This is a genomic window from Streptomyces sp. NBC_00354 (genome assembly GCF_036106915.1).
Taxonomy (GTDB): Bacteria; Actinomycetota; Actinomycetes; order Streptomycetales; family Streptomycetaceae; genus Streptomyces.
Genome location: NZ_CP107983.1, coordinates 1,905,002 through 1,920,879 on the forward strand (window position 1 = coordinate 1,905,002; position 15,878 = coordinate 1,920,879).

Here is a 15,878-nt window from a genome sequence, read left to right on the forward strand (position 1 = left end):
TTCGGCGCGGGCCCAGGGCATCGCGCCACGGTAGTGATCCTGGTATCGAAGGACGCATCCGGACATCAAACTTTCGATTGACCGGGGGGCGCAGGGCCCCGCTTAGGCTGTTCAGGCCATGGCTGCTACTCCGGAATCCCTCGCTCCACGTCCCCTCACCCCCGTCTCGCGCATCCTGCGCCTGTGCCTGCACGCGCTGCTGTTCGGGCTGCTCGCGCTGGCCGCCGGGCGGGCCGTCACCGCCTCCGCGCCGCGCGCCGGCTGGGTGGTCGCCGCCTGCGCGGTGCTCGCCGCCGTGTACGCGGCCGGCGTACTGACTCCCGCGGTGCACCGCTCGCCGCGCGCCGGGGCGGTGTGGCTGGCCGGGCTGGGCGCGGCCTGGGCGGGGCTGCTGGTGCTCTCCCCCGACGGGCTGTGGATCGCGTTCCCGCTGTACTTCCTGGAGCTGCACCTGCTGCGGCTGCGCTGGGGCGTCGCGGCCGTCGCGGTGACCGCGTGCGCGGCGATCGGCGGCTTCCTGGCGCACGCGCAGAGCAGCGCGGTGTCGCCCGGGGCCTTCCTCGGACCGCTGCTCGGCGGGGCCGTGGCGGTGGCGACCGTACTGGGCTATCAGGCGCTGTACCGCGAGAGCGAACGGCGCCGCGAGCTGATCGAGGAGCTCATCGCCACCCGCGCCGAGCTGGCCGCGGCCGAGCGGGGCGCCGGAATCCTGGCGGAGCGGGAACGCCTGGCCCGGGAGATCCACGACACCCTGGCCCAGGGCCTTTCCTCGATCCAGCTCCTGCTCCGCGCGGCGGAGCGGTCGCTTCCACAGGACGCTCCCGCCCTGGAACACATCGGCCAGGCCCGGGAGGCGGCCCAGGAGAACCTCGCCGAGGCGCGTCGTTTCGTACGGGCGCTCACCCCTCCCGACCTGGAGCACGGCTCCCTCGCCGCCGCGCTGGAGCGGCTGTGCACGGCCGCGCCGGGGCCGCGGGCCCGGTTCTGCCTGAGCGGCGCGCCCCGGGTCCTGCCCACCCCGTACGAGGTGGCCCTGCTCCGCATCGCCCAGTCGGCGCTCGCCAACGTGGTGCGCCACGCGCGCGCGGACCGCGCCGAGATCACCCTGACCTTCATGGACGCCTCGGTGACGCTGGACATCGTCGACGACGGAACCGGCTTCGACCCCTCCTGCGCCCCCTCCGGCGACGGCGGGTTCGGCCTCCCCGCCATGCGCTCGCGGGCCGAGACCCTCGGCGGCCTGTTCACGGTCGAGTCCTCCCCCGGCCAGGGCACCGCCGTGGCCGTCACCCTGCCGCTGCCCCTGGAGGCATCCTGATGACGATCCGCCTGCTGCTGGCCGACGACCACCCGGTGGTCCGGGCCGGGCTGCGCGCGGTGCTGGACACCGAGCCGGACTTCGCGGTGGTCGCCGAGGCCGCCACCGCCGAGCGGGCGGTGGAGCTGGCCGCCTCGGAGCCGGTGGACGTGGTCCTGATGGACCTCCAGTTCGGCACCGGCATGCACGGCTCGGCGGCGACGGCGGCGATCACCGCCCGGCCCGGAGCCCCCAGGGTCCTGGTCCTGACCACGTACGACACGGACGCGGACATCCTGGCGGCGGTGGAGGCGGGCGCGTCGGGCTACCTGCTGAAGGACGCCCCGCCGGAGGAGCTGGCGGCGGCGGTCCGCACCGCGGCGGCGGGCCAGTCGGCGCTGGCCCCGGCGGTGGCACTGCGCCTGATGGACCGCATGCGCACGCCCGCGGAGGCGCTGACGAAGCGGGAGCTGGAGGTGCTCCAGCTGGTCGCGGACGGCCTGTCGAACCAGCAGATCTCGAAGAAGCTCTTCCTGAGCCAGGCCACGGTCAAATCCCACCTGGTCCACATCTACGCAAAGCTCGGCGTCGACTCCCGCACCTCAGCGGTGGCCACAGCCACATCCCGCCGCCTCATCCGCACCCCGTAGCTCCGCCGCGCGGCGCCCTCCGCCGGGGAGGGTAGGGCCAGCCCCCGGGTGGATACACCGGGGCACAGGTGGGCGCGGGGCACGCCGGGCCGGAAGCATTCGGGTACCGAGCCCCGACCCGAGAGCGAGCTCCGATGTCCGCCACGACCGCACCGGCCACGGTCACCCCGCCGCAGGCCGTCCGCACCGCCCACACCCTCTGGCTGACCGCCGTCGCCGCAGGAGCCTTCGAAACCGCCCTCGCCGTCGGCCGGATGGCCGCCGACGGCACGGCCTCCGTTTCCGGGATCGGCATCGGCTTGGCCGTACGCCTCACCGTCTTCACCGCCGCCGTCCTGATCGCGCGGCGCATGCGCGCCGGCGCCGGATGGGCCCGGACGACCCTCGCGGTCGGCCTCGGCATCCTCGGCACCGCCTCCATGGTGGCCGAGCCCCTCGGCCACCTCCTCGACGGCGGGTCGATATCAGCGGCGCTCGGCCGGGCCGACGCCCTCGACTGGCTCTTCGGCGCCAGCCGGACCATCCACGTGGCCGCCGTCCTCACGGCGGTGGCCCTGATGTTCCGCCCGGCCGCGAACGGCTACTTCCGCAAGCGGCAGCCCTAGGTCGTGTCGTCGACGTCCCTCCCCCAGCTACCGCTGGGAGGTGCCCCCAGGCCGGCGGGGCCTGGCCCGCCCTTCGGGCGGGCGACGCCACTTTGACGGCGCTCCCTACGCCACCCAGTGCGGCCGCTCCACCGCCGGAGCCAGCGGGACTCCGTCATGGAAGGCCGCCGCGAGGCGCCGTACGGCCTCGTCCAGCCGATCCGCAGACAGCGTGTACGGGATCCGCAGCCGATGCTCGAACGTCCCGGGGTCCACCCCGAACCGCGCCCCCCGCCCGATGTGGACACCGCAGGCGCCGGCCCGCTCCGCCAGCGCCGAGCTCACCGGCTCCCCCAGGTCCACCCACAGCGACAGCCCGCCCGGCGGCACCTGCCACGACCACTCCGGAGTGTGCCGCTCCAGCGCACCCACCAGCGCCTCCCGCTGCCCCCGCAACTGCGCGAGCCGCGCCGGCAGGGTCCGCTCCAGCCCCTCCAGCAGCGGCAGCGCCACCAACTGGTCCAGCACCGACCCCGTCATGTCCACGGCCACCTTCACCGCCGTCAGCTCCGTGATCATCTTCGCGGTGGCCCGTACCCACCCCACCCGCAGCCCGCCCCAGTGCGTCTTGCTGAGCGAGCCGATCGTCACCACGTGGTCCGCCCCGCCGCGCGGCGCCAGCGAGGCCAGCGGCGCCGGCGGCGGCACGTCCAGGGCGATGTCGGCGATGGTCTCGTCGACCACCAGCCAGGTCCCGGTCCGCCGCGTCGCCGACAGCAGCCGCAGCCGCTGCTCCTGCGGCATGAGCAGGCCCGTCGGGTTGTGGAAGTCCGGGATCACGTACGCCAGCCTCGGCACGGTCTGCCGCAGCGTGGACTCGGCGATCTCCATGTCCCAGCCCGCCTCGGAGACGGCGATCGACCCGGTCCGCAGCCGGGCGTGCCGCACGGCGTCGAGGGCGTTCGCGTACGTGGGGCTCTCGGTCACCACCCGGTCCCCGGGCCCGCACAGCAGGCTCACGACCAGCGAGAACGCCTGCTGCGCACCGGCCGTGACCAGGATCTGCTCGGGCCGGGTCGGCAGCCCGCGCCGGGTGAACCGCTCGGCGACGGCACTGCGCAGATCGGGCAGCCCGAAGGGGTTGTAGCCGGGGCTCCGGGCGAGGCCCGGCAGCCGGGGCGCGGCCCAGGCGAGGGCCTCGGTGAGCGCGTCCTCCGGGGCGCCCAGTGCGGCGATGGCCAGGTCGATCCCGGGATCACCGTCGGCGGTGTAGCCGCCGGAGCCGACCAGCAGGTGCGCGCCGACCGGTCCGTGGCCCTCGGGGAGCTCGGTCCAGGTGCCGGAACCGCGCCGGCTGCGGACGTAGCCGCTCTCGCGCAGCAGGTCGTAGGCCCCGGTGACGGTGGCGCGGCTGGCGCCGAGCGCCTCGGCGAGCTCGCGCTCGGCGGGCAGCCGTACGTGCAGGGCGATCCGGCCGTCCAGGATCAGGGTCCGCACGGCGTCGGCGAGGGACCGGTAGCCGGGGCGGGCCAGCACCTCGGAGGGCAGCAGGGCCGCGAGCTGGCGGCTGCCGATGGTTCTGTCCGCCGTCTGGACGACTCGCCCGTTTGCCATGCCAACCTCCCCCGATTGGCTCTGCCGGCCAGGCCAATCCAAGTCCAGACTCGCGGTATTGGCCCCCGATTGGCAAGGAGACCGCCATGCCGACCCCACTGACCGACCGCGACGAACGCGCCCTGGCGGCTGCCGTCGAGAACCGGATCTGCGAGCCGCTGCGCCTCGGCCCCGGGCTGGCTGCCGTACGACGCCTCCTGACGCGGCGGCCACGGGCCACCCCACAGGGGCGAGAATCGCTGACATGCCAGCCAACACAGACCCGACCTCAAGCCCCGTGATCGCGGGCCTGCTCCTCGCGGCCGGAGGCGGCCGCCGCCTGGGCGGGCGCCCCAAGGCCCTGCTCGAGTACCGCGGCCGCCCGCTCGTCGAGAACGCGCTGCGGGTGCTGCGCGAGGCGGGCTGCGGTCCGCTGCACGTGGTGCTCGGCGCCTCCGCCGCCGAGGTCCGCGACCGGGCGGATCTGACCGGCTGCGTGGTCGTGGACAACCCCGACTGGGCGGAGGGCATGGGCTCCTCCCTGCGCGTCGGCCTCGCCTCGCTCGCCGGTACGGGCGCCTCGGCAGCCCTCGTCTCGCTCGTGGACCAGCCGGGCATCGGTCCCGCGGCAGTGGCGCGGGTCCGGGAGGCGTACCGCTCCCCCGCGAGCCTGGTCGCGGCGGCCTACGGCGGGGAGCGCGGCCACCCGGTGCTCTTCGGCGCGGACCGCTGGGCGGACATCGCGGCGTCGGCGACGGGGGACAAGGGCGCGCGGGTGCACCTGACAGAACACGCGAACGAGCTCACGCTGGTGGAGTGCGGGGACATCGCCGAGGCCTTCGACATCGACACCCCGCCCGACCTGGCACGACTGGCTTGAGCGGAGGTCGAGCGACAGTTGAGCGGTCAGTGACGAAGGTGGCACTGAGGGCCACCGGGCGCCGGAGTCTGTCGACTCAGAGAATCTCGACATCAACAAACCATTGAACTTCCACCATAAGGAAATTACTATCCACTGGTCAGAAGCGCCCTGAACCCCCAGACGGCGCCCGCGACCGTATTTCGGAACTCTCCACACCCGACGGCACTGCGTGCCGTCCTGCGCGAGCATTCCCCGCGGCCGCCAGGCACCGCCGCTGAAGGAGTGACAGATATGTCCGCACCAGCGCCGTCATCGCTGGCCATCGTCGACGCCGAGCCCCTGCCCCGGCAGGACGAAGTCCTGACCGAGGCGGCCCTCGCGTTCGTGGCCGAGCTCCACCGGCGGTTCACGCCCCGCCGCGACGAGCTCCTCGCCCGCCGCGCCGAGCGCCGCGCCGAAATCGCCCGCACCTCCCACCTCGACTTCCTCCCGGACACCGCACAGGTCCGCGAGGGCGACTGGAAGGTCGCGCCGGCCCCGGCCGCGCTGAACGACCGCCGTGTGGAGATCACCGGTCCGACCGACCGCAAGATGACCATCAACGCCCTGAACTCGGGCGCCAAGGTCTGGCTCGCCGACTTCGAGGACGCCTCGGCCCCCACCTGGGAGAACGTCGTCCTCGGCCAGCTCAACCTCATCGACGCCTACGAGCGCCGAATCGACTTCACGGACCCGCGCACGGGCAAGTCGTACGCCCTGAAGCCCGCCGAGCAGCTGGCGACCGTCGTGATGCGCCCGCGCGGCTGGCACCTGGTGGAGCGCCACCTCCAGGTCGACGGCCGTCCGGTCCCCGGCGCCCTGGTCGACTTCGGCCTCTACTTCTTCCACAACGCCAAGCGCCTCATCTCGCTCGGCAAGGGCCCGTACTTCTACCTGCCGAAGACGGAGTCGCACCTTGAGGCGCGCCTCTGGAACGAGATCTTCGTCTTCTCGCAGGACTACGTCGGCATCCCGCAGGGCACGGTCCGCGCGACGGTCCTGATCGAGACCATCACGGCCGCCTACGAGATGGAGGAGATCCTCTACGAGCTGCGCGACCACGCGGCGGGCCTGAACGCGGGCCGCTGGGACTACCTGTTCTCCATCGTGAAGAACTTCCGCGACGGCGGCGCGAAGTTCGTCCTGCCGGACCGCAACGCGGTGACGATGACGGCCCCCTTCATGCGGGCGTACACCGAGCTGCTGGTCAAGACCTGCCACAAGCGCGGCGCGCACGCCATCGGCGGCATGGCGGCCTTCATCCCGTCCCGCAAGGACGCCGAGATCAACAAGGTCGCCTTCGAGAAGGTCAAGGCCGACAAGGACCGCGAGGCGGGCGACGGCTTCGACGGCTCGTGGGTCGCCCACCCCGACCTGGTCCCGATCGCGATGGCCTCCTTCGACGCGGTCCTCGGCGAGAAGCCGAACCAGAAGGACCGCCTGCGCGAGGACGTCTCCGTCGCCCCCGGCGAGCTCATCGCGATCGACTCCCTGGACGCGAAGCCCACGTACGACGGCCTGCGCAACGCCGTCCAGGTCGGCATCCGCTACATCGAGGCCTGGCTGCGCGGCCTGGGCGCCGTCGGCATCTTCGGCCTCATGGAGGACGCGGCCACCGCCGAGATCTCGCGCTCGCAGATCTGGCAGTGGATCAACGCCGGTGTCGTATTCGAGCACGCCGGCGAACCCGTGACGGCCACCGCCGACCTCACCCGCAAGATCGCCGCCGAGGAACTGGCCGCGATCCGCGCCGAGATCGGCGAGGAGGCCTTCGCGGCCGGCAAGTGGCAGCAGGCCCACGACCTCCTCCTCCAGGTCTCCCTGGACGCGGACTACGCGGACTTCCTCACCCTCCCCGCGTACGACCAGCTCGTCGGCTGACCCCCCGACGTCGACTGAATCGCACAGCGGTCGACCCCGGCTCCGCCCCCGCGCCACCAGGCCCGGGGGCGGAGCCGTTTTCGTGCTTCAGGCGGTCAATCGCCATGCCGCGTAGGCGAGGTGCCGGCTGTGGCCCGCCCGGATCCACCACTCGGCGTTGCCGACGCCCGGGGTTCCCGTACCCGTGGCGCACTCGTGCAGCCAGCGGTCGCCCTCACTGAACCCGGCTCCGCGGAAGTCGGGCTCAGCGTTCGACGAGCCGGCGCACCTCCTCGGCGCCCTGGTCCGAGGCGGCATCGGCCGCACGGACCCGCAGCCCGAGGCCGTTCCCGCCGGCCCGGGCGAAGTCCGCGCAGGCGGACTGCTGCCAGTCCGGGCGCCCCGGCCGGATTCGTACGCAGCGGGATCGTCCACAGCGGTGAGACGGCGGCATGCAGGGACGGCGCCAGCCGGGAGTACGCCGCGAGCGGGCCGCGGCGCGTCGGCAGGACGGGTACGTAGAGCGGCTCGACCATGGTGGCTCCCCCGTTGACCGCCTTGGTTGCGCTTCTGTTCACAGGGTGAGCGCGAACGGACGGCGAGGGAACAGCGCAATCCGGCCAAGGGCGAAGCGGGTTGGCGGGCCGACCGATCGATCGGTTGTTACTCCATCGTAACTTTCCTGTACCTAGCGGTAACAACGCGCGCCGTGTCACCTTTCCGATGCCACCGGCCGGCGGTACCCCCACTTCCCCAGCCATGTACCGGAGTTCTCTCCGGCTTTGCCATGGCCTACCGCAGGAGTTCCGCCGTGATCGGATTCCGCACCGCCAGCAAGGACCGGCCCCGCAGTCGAGTGCGACGACTCGCCGGGGTCGGGATGGTTCTGCCGCTCGCCGCCAGTGCTCTGGTCGCCGGCTCCGCCGGGACCTCTGTGGCCAGTCCCGGGACCGGGCCCACCGCCGTGGTGTCCATGGGCGACAGCTACATCTCCGGCGAGGCCGGCCGCTGGAAGGGCAACAGCCTCACCAACAGCGGGAATCGCACCGGGACCGACCGCGCCTGGGTCTCCGGGAGCACCTACGACCCCGCCAAGGTGTACGGCACCACCGCCGGCGGGTGCCACCGCTCCGACTCCGCCGAGGTCAAGAGCGCCGGGGCGATCGCCGACGTGGCCGTGAACCTGGCCTGCTCCGGGGCGGTTTCCGAGAACGTGTTCCGCGCCTCCAACGGCGGCGTGCCCTTCAAGGGCGAGGCCCCGCAGGCCGATCAGCTGGCCGCCGTGGCCGCCGCCAACGACGTGAAGGTCATCGCGCTGTCCATCGGCGGCAACGACCTCGGCTTCGCCGACATCATCAAGGACTGCGCGCTCGACTTCGTCCTCTGGAACTCGTACTGCTACGACGACCAGCAGTACGGGGTCGACGAGAAGATCGACGGCGTCATGGCGAACGTCGGCAAGTCCGTGGACGAGATCCGCGCCGTGATGCGAGCCGCCGGGTACACCGACTCCTCGTACCGGATCGTGCTGCAGTCCTACCCGTCGCCGATCCCGCGCGGCGCCGAGAACCGGTACACGCAGAGCGACTGGAGCCGGCTCAACACCGGCGGCTGCCCCTTCTGGAACCGGGACTCGGACTGGGCGCGCGACTCGCTGGTGCCCCAGATAGCGGGTCGACTCAAGGGCGTTGCCGCCGCCAAGGGCGTGCAGTTCCTGGACCTGCGGGACATGCTGCAGGGCCGTGAGGTGTGTGCGAAGGCCAGCAAGCAGGTGACCACCGCGGCGCCCGCCTCGGCGAAGACGAGCGAGTGGGCGCGCTGGATCGACAGCAGCGAGACGCAGGGGCCGGTCCAGGAGTCCATGCACCCGAACTACTTCGGCCAGCTCGCCGTCGGCCGCTGCCTGGCCCTGGCCGTCGCCCAGCCCGCGAACTCCGCTTCCGGCTGCAAGAACACCGCCGGAGCGGACCAGACGGGGATGTTCCTCACGCCCACCGTCTGAGGCGTGGCTTCCGGGTCGAGGGCGTCTGCGGAGACCTCCGCGGGCGCCCTTCCGGATCAGCCCCGTACGGCGGCGAGTGCCTCGTCGTAGAGGGCCGCCAGGTCGGCGCTGCCGCCGCTGCGGACCCAGGCCTCGGTGGCGGCGTCCACGCAGGCGAAGACGGTCGCGACGACCGCCGCGGCGCGGACCCCGGGTATCAGGCCCTCTCCTGCGGCCATGCGGGCCGTGACGGCGGGCAGGACCAATTCCTGCCAGCGCAGCCGCTTCTGCGTGTAACGGGCGCGCAGCGACGGGGTGTCGAAGATCAGCGCCGTGATCTCCAGCAGCTGCCCGGGGTCGCCGTGCGCGCCCATGAGCACTTCGAAACCGGCTCGCAGGGCCTCCCACGGAGTGGCGGTGGCGGGCTGGGCCTCCACCGTCGCGCGCAGCAGCTCGCCGAGCTCTTCCTGCTCGCCGCAGACGATGTCCTCCTTGGTACCGAAGTACCGGAACAGCGACCGCTGGGAGATGCCCGCTTCCTTGGCGATCTGCGCGATCGTCGTGGCCTCGTAACCCTGCTCGGCGAAGAGCCGCATGGCCGTGTCGAAGATGCTCGCGACCACGGCCTGCCGGGAGCGGTCCCACAGGCTCGGCTGCGTTGCGATGGTCCCCATCCGGTCAGCATATAGGCGGGTCGCCCGTTTGACCCCTACTGCCCGCTTGGCAGTCACTGCCAAGCGGGCATACAGTGATACCGACGATGTCATCCCATGGGCAGGAGCCACTGTGAACGCGGTCGACTACCGAGGCCGGACCACCCTGATCACCGGCGCCAGCTCGGGCCTGGGCGCCGAGTTCGCGCGCCAGCTCGCCGCACGAGGATCCGACCTCGTGCTCGTCGCCCGCCGCGAGGACCGCCTGAAGGCGCTCGCCGGGCAGCTGTCCGCGGCGCACGGCGTCGCGGTGGAGCCGATCGCCATGGACCTGTCCGTCGACGGGTGCGGTGAACTGCTGGCCGCCGAGGTGGACCGGCGCGGGATCATGGTCTCCAGCGTCATCAACAACGCCGGCTTCGGCACCTACGGCCGCTTCCACGACGAGGACCCGCAGCGGCTCCGCCAGGAAGTGGGCCTCGACGTGATGGCCGTCGTCGACATCAGCCGCGCCTTCATCGGCCGGCTGCGCAGCCGTGGCGAGGGCGTCCTGGTCAACGTCGCCAGCATGGCCGGCTACCAGCCCGTCCCGAACATGGCCGTCTACGGCGCCAGCAAGGCCTTCGTACTCAGTTTCACCGAGGCCCTGTGGCAGGAGTCGCACGGCACCGGGCTGCGCGTCATCGCGCTGTCGCCCGGCGCGACGAAGACGGAGTTCTTCGACGTGGTCGGCACCGAGGACGCCGCCGGCGGCACCCGGATGCAGACCTCCGAGGTGGTCGTGCGCACCGCACTGAAGGCGCTGGACCGGAAGAACCCGCCGCCGAGCGTGATCTCCGGAGGCATGAACCGGGTCATGGCCTTCAGCGGACGGCTCGCGAGCCGCCGCATGGTCGTACGGACGGTGGACCGGATTTCCACCCCCCGGACCCCATAGGTCGTCCGTCGACGGCGGCTCAGGGGTGTCCGGCGCCGGGAAACCGGATGATCGGAGCGGGGCGGGCTGGCATGATCCCGCTCATGCCAGCCCGTACCGCACGTCCCAGCCTCTACATCTCCGTCGACATCGAGGCCGACGGCCCGATCCCCGGCCCGTACTCGATGATCAGCTTCGGGGCCGCCGTCGCGGGGCGGCAGGACGGCGCTTCGTATACGGCCGCAGACCCCGAGCAGCACACCTTCTACCGCGAACTCCGGCCGATCAGCGACGAGTACGTCCCCGAGGCGCTCGCCGTCAGCGGCCTCGACCGGGACCGGCTGGTCAGGGAGGGCGCCGAACCCGCGGCGGCCATGGCCGAGTTCCGCGCCTGGGTGCGGGAAGTCTCCGTCGGGGCCCAGCCCGTGATGTGCGGCTACCCGGCCCCCTTCGACTGGACCTTCCTGTACTGGTACTTGATGCGGTTCGGCGGCGACAGCCCCTTCGGGCACTCCGGCTGCCTCGACATGAAGACCCTGTACGCGGCGAAGGCGCGGGTACCGCTGCGCGCGGCCGTCAAGGGGCGGATGCCGAAGCAATTGCTCTCCCGCCGCCGGCACACCCACCACGCGCTCGACGACGCGATCGAGCAGGCCGAGCTGATGAGCAACCTGATGCTCTGGACTCCTCCGGGCGGCCCCGTCACCGCCGGCTGACCACCCCCGCCCGGACAGCTGCGGAAAGACGGCCGGTGCGTACGCCACACCCGCAGTGGGTGGCGTACGCACCGCCGTGGCAGGTCGGACCCCGAAAGGGTCAGTGCACCGGTACCGGTTCGGGGGCGGCTGCCCCGGCTGCCCGCTGGGCGCCGAAGTGGTTGAAGGCCAGGTTGAGCGCGATGGCCACCACGCAGCCGGTGCTGATGCCCGAGTCCAGGACGACCAGCAGGTCCTTCGGGAACGCGTGGTAGAACTCCGGCGCCGCGATCGGGATCAGGCCGATGCCCACCGAGGCGGCGACGATCAGGGCGTTCTCGCCCTTCTCCATGGCCGCGCCCGCCAGGGTCTGGATCCCGCTGGCCGCGACCGAGCCGAACAGGACGATGCCGGCGCCGCCGAGGACCGGCAGCGGGACCACTCCGATGACGGAGGCGGCGATCGGGCACAGGCCGAGCAGGATCAGGATGCCGCCGCCCGCGGCGACGACGAACCGGCTGCGCACCTTGGTCATCGCCACGAGCCCGATGTTCTGCGCGAAGGCGCTGCACATGAAGCCGTTGAACAGCGGGCTGAGCGCGCTGCCGAGGGTGTCGGCGCGCAGCCCGCCCTCGATGGTCTTCGCGTCCGCCGGGCGGCCGACGATCTTGCCGAGGGCCAGGATGTCGGCGGTGGACTCGGTCATGCAGACCAGCATGACGATGCACATGGAGACGATGGCGGCGGCCTGGAACTGCGGGGCGCCGAAGTGGAACGGGGTCGGGAAGCCCACCAGGGAGGCGTTCCTGACGGCGTCGAAGCTGGTCATGCCGAGCGGGAGGGCGATCAGCGTGCCCGCGACCAGGCCGAGCAGGATCGAGATCTGCTGGAGGAAGCCGCGCAGGAACTTGCGCATCAGCAGGACGATCATCAGGGTGACGGCGGCCATGCCGATGTTCTTCATCGAACCGTAGTCGGTGGCGGTGCGGTTGCCGCCCTGGGACCAGTTGAAGGCCACCGGCAGCAGGGACACGCCGATCAGGGTGATGACCGTACCGGTGACCACGGGCGGGAAGAAGCGGACGAGTTTTCCGAAGTACGGGGCGGCGAGGAAGCCGACGAGCCCGGCGACGATGATCGCGCCGAAGATGACGGGGATGGCGTCCGCGCCCTCACCCTTGCCGATGGCGATCATCGGGGTCACACCGGCGAACGAGACGCCGTTGACGAAGGGGAGTTTGGCCCCGATCTTCCAGAAGCCGAGGGTCTGGAGGAGGGTGGCGAGGCCCGCGGTGAAGAGCGAGGCGCCCATCAGGAACGCGGTCTCCGTTGCGGAGAGTCCGACGGCCGGGCCGACGATCATGGGCGGGGCGACGACACCCGCGTACATGGCGGCCACGTGCTGGAGTCCGCTCGTGAACATTTTCAGCGGAGGCAGGGTCTCGTCGACCGGGTGCTTCTCCTCCGGTATTGCGACTGCATCTTTGCGAAACCTGGGCGCCTGGGCCACGGCTTCCTCCGTTCGGTTGAACACGCCGGCAGGGGCATGGTGTCTTGGAGGTGGTGCGAAAGCGGTGCAAGTCGAGCCTTGTATTCAGTTGTGGGGGTGCCGTGGTCGCCGTGGTCCACGGCATGCGGAAACGATTCGCCCGAGTCGTTCGCGCGGAAGACGAAAACAGCGGTGGCACGAGTCACCGCCCCGGGAGCACCCTCGGAAACCCTCGGGCGCTTCCCGGGAACGGCTGCCGCGGACCCCGCTCGGGTCCGCGACCGCCGGCCGGGGGCCGTCCCCCCCGGCCGGACTCCGTGGGATCAGCCCTGCGCGGAGATCCGCGCGAGGCGCTGGGCCTCTTCCCGGGTGGACACCGCGATGGCGTCCTCGTCGGCGAAGAGAAGACGGTTGTTCTCGACGATCTGCTTGCCGTTGACCAGCGAGAGGGTCACCGGGGCGGCCGCACCGAAGACCAGCGCGGTGACCGGGTCGGCGATCGAGGAGTGGGCCAGGGTGCTGAGGTTCCACATCACCAGGTCGGCGCACTTGCCGACCTCGAGCGAGCCGATGTTGTCGGCGCGGCCGAGGACCTGGGCGCCGCCGTACGTACCGAGGCGCAGGGCCTGGCGCGCGTTGAGGGCGGCCTCGCGGTGGACCGGGTTCAGGCGGTTGATCAGCAGCGCGTTGCGCAGCTCGGTGTGCAGCTCACCGGACTCGTTCGAGGCGGTGCCGTCCACGCCGAGGCCGACCGGGACGCCGGCGGCGAGCATGTCCGGGACGCGGGCGATGCCGGCGGCCAGACGGGCGTTGGAGGACGGGCAGTGCGCGACGCCGGTCTTGGTGCGGGCGAACGCGGCGATGTCGGAGTCGTTCATGTGGACGCTGTGCGCCATCCACACGTCCTCGCCGAGCCAGCCGGTCGACTCGAAGTAGTCGGTCGGGCCCATGCCGAACAGTTCCTTGCAGAACTGCTCTTCCTCGACGGTCTCGCTGCCGTGCGTGTGCATGCGCACACCGAGGCGGCGGGCGAGCTCGGCGCCCTGCTTCAGGAGCTCGGTGGAGACCGAGAAGGGGGAGCAGGGGGCGACGGCGACCTGGGTCATCGCGTCGAAGGAGTAGTCGTGGTGCTTCTTGACCGTCGCCTCGGTGTCGGCGAGCGCACCCTCGAGGGTCTCGACGGCGTGGTCCGGGGGCAGGCCGCCGTCCTTCTTGCTGCGGTCCATGGAGCCGCGGGCGAGGGTGAAGCGGACGCCCATCTCGGACGCGGCGCGGATGATCGCGCCGGAGAGGTCGCCGGAGCCCTTGGGGTAGACGTAGTGGTGGTCCATGGCGGTGGTGACGCCGCCCTTGGCCATCATCGCCAGGGAGCCCTGGGCGGCCGTGTAGGCCATCTGCTCGTCGATGCGCGCCCACGTCGGGTACAGCGCGACGAGCCAGTTGAAGAGGTTGTGGTCGGTGGCCAGACCACGGGTGATCCACTGGTAGAAGTGGTGGTGGGTGTTGATCAGACCCGGGGTGACGAGGTGACCCGTGCCGTCGATGCGGCGGACCACATTGTCGAGGTTCTCGGGGGCTTTGCCCGCACCGATCGACTCGATCTTGTTGCCGGCGACGACCACGTAGCCCGAGGCGTACTCGGTGTCGTTCGCGTCGACGGTCGCAATCGCACAGTTCTCGATGACGATGCGCTCTACGGCGCCGTCATGCGCTGCCGATGCTGCCATGGGACTTCCTCGTGCTTTCAGTGGCGGTGGGGGCACGGCAGGACCCAGGGGATTTGAGTGCCGGAGCCGGGGACCTCGACAGCTGACAGTACTGCCGTCCCGCGGGGTGCGTCCGGGTGCCGATTCAGGAAGTTGAAACGTGTCGCGCGGCCCCGGGGCCACTGCGGAGCCCCGGGACGCGCGTGCCGCGCTCTTCGGCTGTGCCTCAGAGGTTGGTCATGTCCACGGGGATGCGGGCGTCAGCGCCGTCCCGGAGGACCGTCGCCTCGATCAGACCGTACGGGCGGTCCGCGGCGAAGTAGACCTCGTTGTCGTTCTTGAGGCCGAACGGCTCGAGGTCGACGAGGAAGTGGTGCTTGTTCGGGAGCGAGAAGCGGACCTCGTCGATCTCCGAACGGTGATTGATGATGCGCGAACCCATCTGGTACAGGGTCTGCTGCAGCGACAGGGAGTAGGTCTCCGCGAAGGCCTGGAGCATGTGCTTCCGGGTCTCGGCGTAGGACTTCTCCCAGTTCGGCATCCGCTGGTCGTCGTCCGACCAGCTGAAGCGCCAACGGGCCGACACCTGGGTGGCGAGGATGCGGTCGTAGGCCTCCTTCAGCGTCGTGTACTTGTCCTTCACGTAACCCCAGAACTCGGAGTTCGTGGAGTTCATGACGACCAGGTCCTTGAGGCCGGAGATGACCTCCCAGTTCGTACCGTCGTACGTGATCTGGGTGACGCGGGTCTCCATGCCCTGGCGGACGAAGGAGTGGTTGACCTCGTCGGAGCCGATGAACTTGGAGTTGGCGTCCGAGGTGGCGATCCGGTCCCAGGAGTACTCCTCGATCCGGATGCGCGCCTTCTGGATCGGCTCCTGGCTGTTGACGAACCAGCGCGCCAGGTGGATGCCGAACTGCTCGGCGGACTCGATGCCGTACTCCTTGGCGAACGCGTACACCGTGTTCTTGGTGGTGTCCGTCGGAAGGACGTTGGCGTTCGAGCCGGAGTAGTGGACGTCGTCCATGTCGCCGGAAAGGGCGACCGAGACGTTCAGGTCCTTGATGTGGTGGGTGTCGCCGTCCCGCGTGATCTTGACGACGCGGTTCTCTGCTTTGCCGTACTGGTTCTGGCCCAGAATCGTGGCCATGCTAGCTCCCTCGGTAAACGGAGTAGCCGAACGGGTTGAGCAGCAGCGGTACGTGGTAATGCTCGCCCGGGTTCACCGCAAAGGTGATGGTGACCTCGGGGAAGAACGCACCGCTGTCCCTTACGCGGGGGGCGTCCTGCTGCGCCTCGGCTTGCTTCTTCGCGAAATACGTCTCGGTCTCGAAGTCGAGACGTACGTGGGTGGTGCCCTCCGGCAGCGCCGGCAGGTCCTTGCAGCGCCCGTCCGCATCGGTGGCGGAGCCGCCCAGGGCCGCCCACTCGCCGTCGAGTCCCGTACGGGCCGACAGGGAGATGGCGACGCCCTCGGCGGGGCGTCCGATGCTGGTGTCCAGGATGTGCGTGGACACCGAATTTCTCGGCGATGCCGCGGTCTCAGTGCTCAT

16 protein-coding genes are annotated in these 15,878 nt (G+C 71.1%); 8 read left to right on the top strand and 8 right to left on the bottom strand.

Features of this window, described 5'->3' with window-relative positions:
* Window positions 1-118: 118 nt before the first annotated feature.
* From OHT74_RS08720 to OHT74_RS08730, 3 genes are all read left to right on the top strand, one after another.
* The gene (locus OHT74_RS08720) at window positions 119-1,318 is read left to right on the top strand and encodes a sensor histidine kinase (protein WP_328619922.1); all 1,200 of its coding nucleotides are present in this window, start codon (window positions 119-121) and stop codon (window positions 1,316-1,318) included.
* Window positions 1,318-1,947 (top strand): response regulator, encoded by a 630-nt coding sequence (locus tag OHT74_RS08725; protein ID WP_266662296.1) that lies wholly within the window; start codon window positions 1,318-1,320, stop codon window positions 1,945-1,947. Before OHT74_RS08720 ends, OHT74_RS08725 begins: the two co-directional genes overlap by 1 nt.
* A gap of 134 nt (window positions 1,948-2,081) precedes the next feature.
* The gene (locus OHT74_RS08730; RefSeq protein ID WP_328619923.1) at window positions 2,082-2,552 is read left to right on the top strand and encodes a hypothetical protein; all 471 of its coding nucleotides are present in this window, start codon (window positions 2,082-2,084) and stop codon (window positions 2,550-2,552) included.
* Window positions 2,553-2,657: 105 nt separating this feature from the next.
* On the opposite strand, the gene yczR is transcribed toward OHT74_RS08730, so the two are convergent.
* Entirely contained in the window at window positions 2,658-4,145 is a 1,488-nt protein-coding gene (gene yczR / locus OHT74_RS08735; protein WP_266662300.1) for a MocR-like transcription factor YczR, read from the bottom strand.
* 244 nt (window positions 4,146-4,389) lie between these two features.
* Between yczR and OHT74_RS08740 the strand changes: the two genes are divergently transcribed.
* Together OHT74_RS08740 and aceB are read left to right on the top strand one after the other, a co-directional pair.
* Window positions 4,390-5,004, top strand: a complete 615-nt coding sequence (locus OHT74_RS08740) for a nucleotidyltransferase family protein (protein ID WP_328619924.1) — start codon at window positions 4,390-4,392, stop codon at window positions 5,002-5,004.
* A 273-nt stretch (window positions 5,005-5,277) separates the two neighbouring features.
* Entirely contained in the window at window positions 5,278-6,906 is a 1,629-nt protein-coding gene (gene aceB / locus OHT74_RS08745; protein WP_328619925.1) for a malate synthase A, read from the top strand.
* A gap of 87 nt (window positions 6,907-6,993) precedes the next feature.
* On the opposite strand, the gene OHT74_RS42110 is transcribed toward aceB, so the two are convergent.
* Window positions 6,994-7,203: a beta family protein gene (locus OHT74_RS42110; RefSeq protein ID WP_353962353.1), complete on the bottom strand. Its 210-nt coding sequence runs from the start codon at window positions 7,201-7,203 to the stop codon at window positions 6,994-6,996.
* Window positions 7,151-7,339: a hypothetical protein gene (locus OHT74_RS08750; protein ID WP_266662306.1), complete on the bottom strand. Its 189-nt coding sequence runs from the start codon at window positions 7,337-7,339 to the stop codon at window positions 7,151-7,153. Before OHT74_RS08750 ends, OHT74_RS42110 begins: the two co-directional genes overlap by 53 nt.
* Window positions 7,340-7,696: 357 nt before the next feature.
* Between OHT74_RS08750 and OHT74_RS08755 the strand changes: the two genes are divergently transcribed.
* Entirely contained in the window at window positions 7,697-8,887 is a 1,191-nt protein-coding gene (locus OHT74_RS08755; RefSeq protein WP_443047319.1) for a GDSL-type esterase/lipase family protein, read from the top strand.
* A 56-nt stretch (window positions 8,888-8,943) separates the two neighbouring features.
* On the opposite strand, the gene OHT74_RS08760 is transcribed toward OHT74_RS08755, so the two are convergent.
* The gene (locus OHT74_RS08760) at window positions 8,944-9,540 is read right to left on the bottom strand and encodes a TetR/AcrR family transcriptional regulator (RefSeq protein ID WP_328619926.1); all 597 of its coding nucleotides are present in this window, start codon (window positions 9,538-9,540) and stop codon (window positions 8,944-8,946) included.
* Window positions 9,541-9,652: 112 nt separating this feature from the next.
* On the opposite strand from OHT74_RS08760, the gene OHT74_RS08765 reads away from it, so the two are divergent.
* Complete coding sequence (locus OHT74_RS08765) at window positions 9,653-10,456, top strand: SDR family NAD(P)-dependent oxidoreductase (RefSeq protein ID WP_328619927.1); 804 nt, start codon at window positions 9,653-9,655, stop codon at window positions 10,454-10,456.
* A gap of 83 nt (window positions 10,457-10,539) precedes the next feature.
* Window positions 10,540-11,151 carry a 3'-5' exonuclease gene (locus tag OHT74_RS08770; protein WP_328619928.1) on the top strand — a complete coding sequence of 204 codons (612 nt, stop codon included), beginning with the start codon at window positions 10,540-10,542 and terminating at the stop codon, window positions 11,149-11,151.
* A 100-nt stretch (window positions 11,152-11,251) separates the two neighbouring features.
* On the opposite strand, the gene OHT74_RS08775 is transcribed toward OHT74_RS08770, so the two are convergent.
* The 4 genes from OHT74_RS08775 to uraH form a co-directional block, all read right to left on the bottom strand.
* Window positions 11,252-12,640, bottom strand: coding sequence for a nucleobase:cation symporter-2 family protein (locus OHT74_RS08775; protein WP_328623285.1), 1,389 nt, complete (start codon window positions 12,638-12,640; stop codon window positions 11,252-11,254).
* Between the two features lie 302 nt (window positions 12,641-12,942).
* Window positions 12,943-14,346 carry an 8-oxoguanine deaminase gene (locus OHT74_RS08780; protein WP_266997767.1) on the bottom strand — a complete coding sequence of 468 codons (1,404 nt, stop codon included), beginning with the start codon at window positions 14,344-14,346 and terminating at the stop codon, window positions 12,943-12,945.
* Between the two features lie 205 nt (window positions 14,347-14,551).
* Window positions 14,552-15,475, bottom strand: coding sequence for a factor-independent urate hydroxylase (gene pucL / locus OHT74_RS08785; protein ID WP_266662314.1), 924 nt, complete (start codon window positions 15,473-15,475; stop codon window positions 14,552-14,554).
* A gap of 1 nt (window position 15,476) precedes the next feature.
* Complete coding sequence (gene uraH, locus OHT74_RS08790) at window positions 15,477-15,878, bottom strand: hydroxyisourate hydrolase (protein ID WP_266662316.1); 402 nt, start codon at window positions 15,876-15,878, stop codon at window positions 15,477-15,479.

Bases quoted from the DNA above. Each gene is read 5' to 3' on its own strand.
- OHT74_RS08720 (WP_328619922.1), top strand. From the start codon at position 119: ATGGCTGCTACTCCGGAATCCCTCGCTCCACGTCCCCTCACCCCCGTC.
- OHT74_RS08725 (WP_266662296.1), top strand. From the start codon at position 1,318: ATGACGATCCGCCTGCTGCTGGCCGACGACCACCCGGTGGTCCGGGCC.
- OHT74_RS08730 (WP_328619923.1), top strand. From the start codon at position 2,082: ATGTCCGCCACGACCGCACCGGCCACGGTCACCCCGCCGCAGGCCGTC.
- yczR (WP_266662300.1), bottom strand. From the start codon at position 4,145: ATGGCAAACGGGCGAGTCGTCCAGACGGCGGACAGAACCATCGGCAGC.
- OHT74_RS08740 (WP_328619924.1), top strand. From the start codon at position 4,390: ATGCCAGCCAACACAGACCCGACCTCAAGCCCCGTGATCGCGGGCCTG.
- aceB (WP_328619925.1), top strand. From the start codon at position 5,278: ATGTCCGCACCAGCGCCGTCATCGCTGGCCATCGTCGACGCCGAGCCC.
- OHT74_RS42110 (WP_353962353.1), bottom strand. From the start codon at position 7,203: ATGCCGCCTCGGACCAGGGCGCCGAGGAGGTGCGCCGGCTCGTCGAAC.
- OHT74_RS08750 (WP_266662306.1), bottom strand. From the start codon at position 7,339: ATGCCGCCGTCTCACCGCTGTGGACGATCCCGCTGCGTACGAATCCGG.
- OHT74_RS08760 (WP_328619926.1), bottom strand. From the start codon at position 9,540: ATGGGGACCATCGCAACGCAGCCGAGCCTGTGGGACCGCTCCCGGCAG.
- OHT74_RS08770 (WP_328619928.1), top strand. From the start codon at position 10,540: ATGCCAGCCCGTACCGCACGTCCCAGCCTCTACATCTCCGTCGACATC.
- OHT74_RS08780 (WP_266997767.1), bottom strand. From the start codon at position 14,346: ATGGCAGCATCGGCAGCGCATGACGGCGCCGTAGAGCGCATCGTCATC.
- pucL (WP_266662314.1), bottom strand. From the start codon at position 15,475: ATGGCCACGATTCTGGGCCAGAACCAGTACGGCAAAGCAGAGAACCGC.
- uraH (WP_266662316.1), bottom strand. From the start codon at position 15,878: ATGAGCACTGAGACCGCGGCATCGCCGAGAAATTCGGTGTCCACGCAC.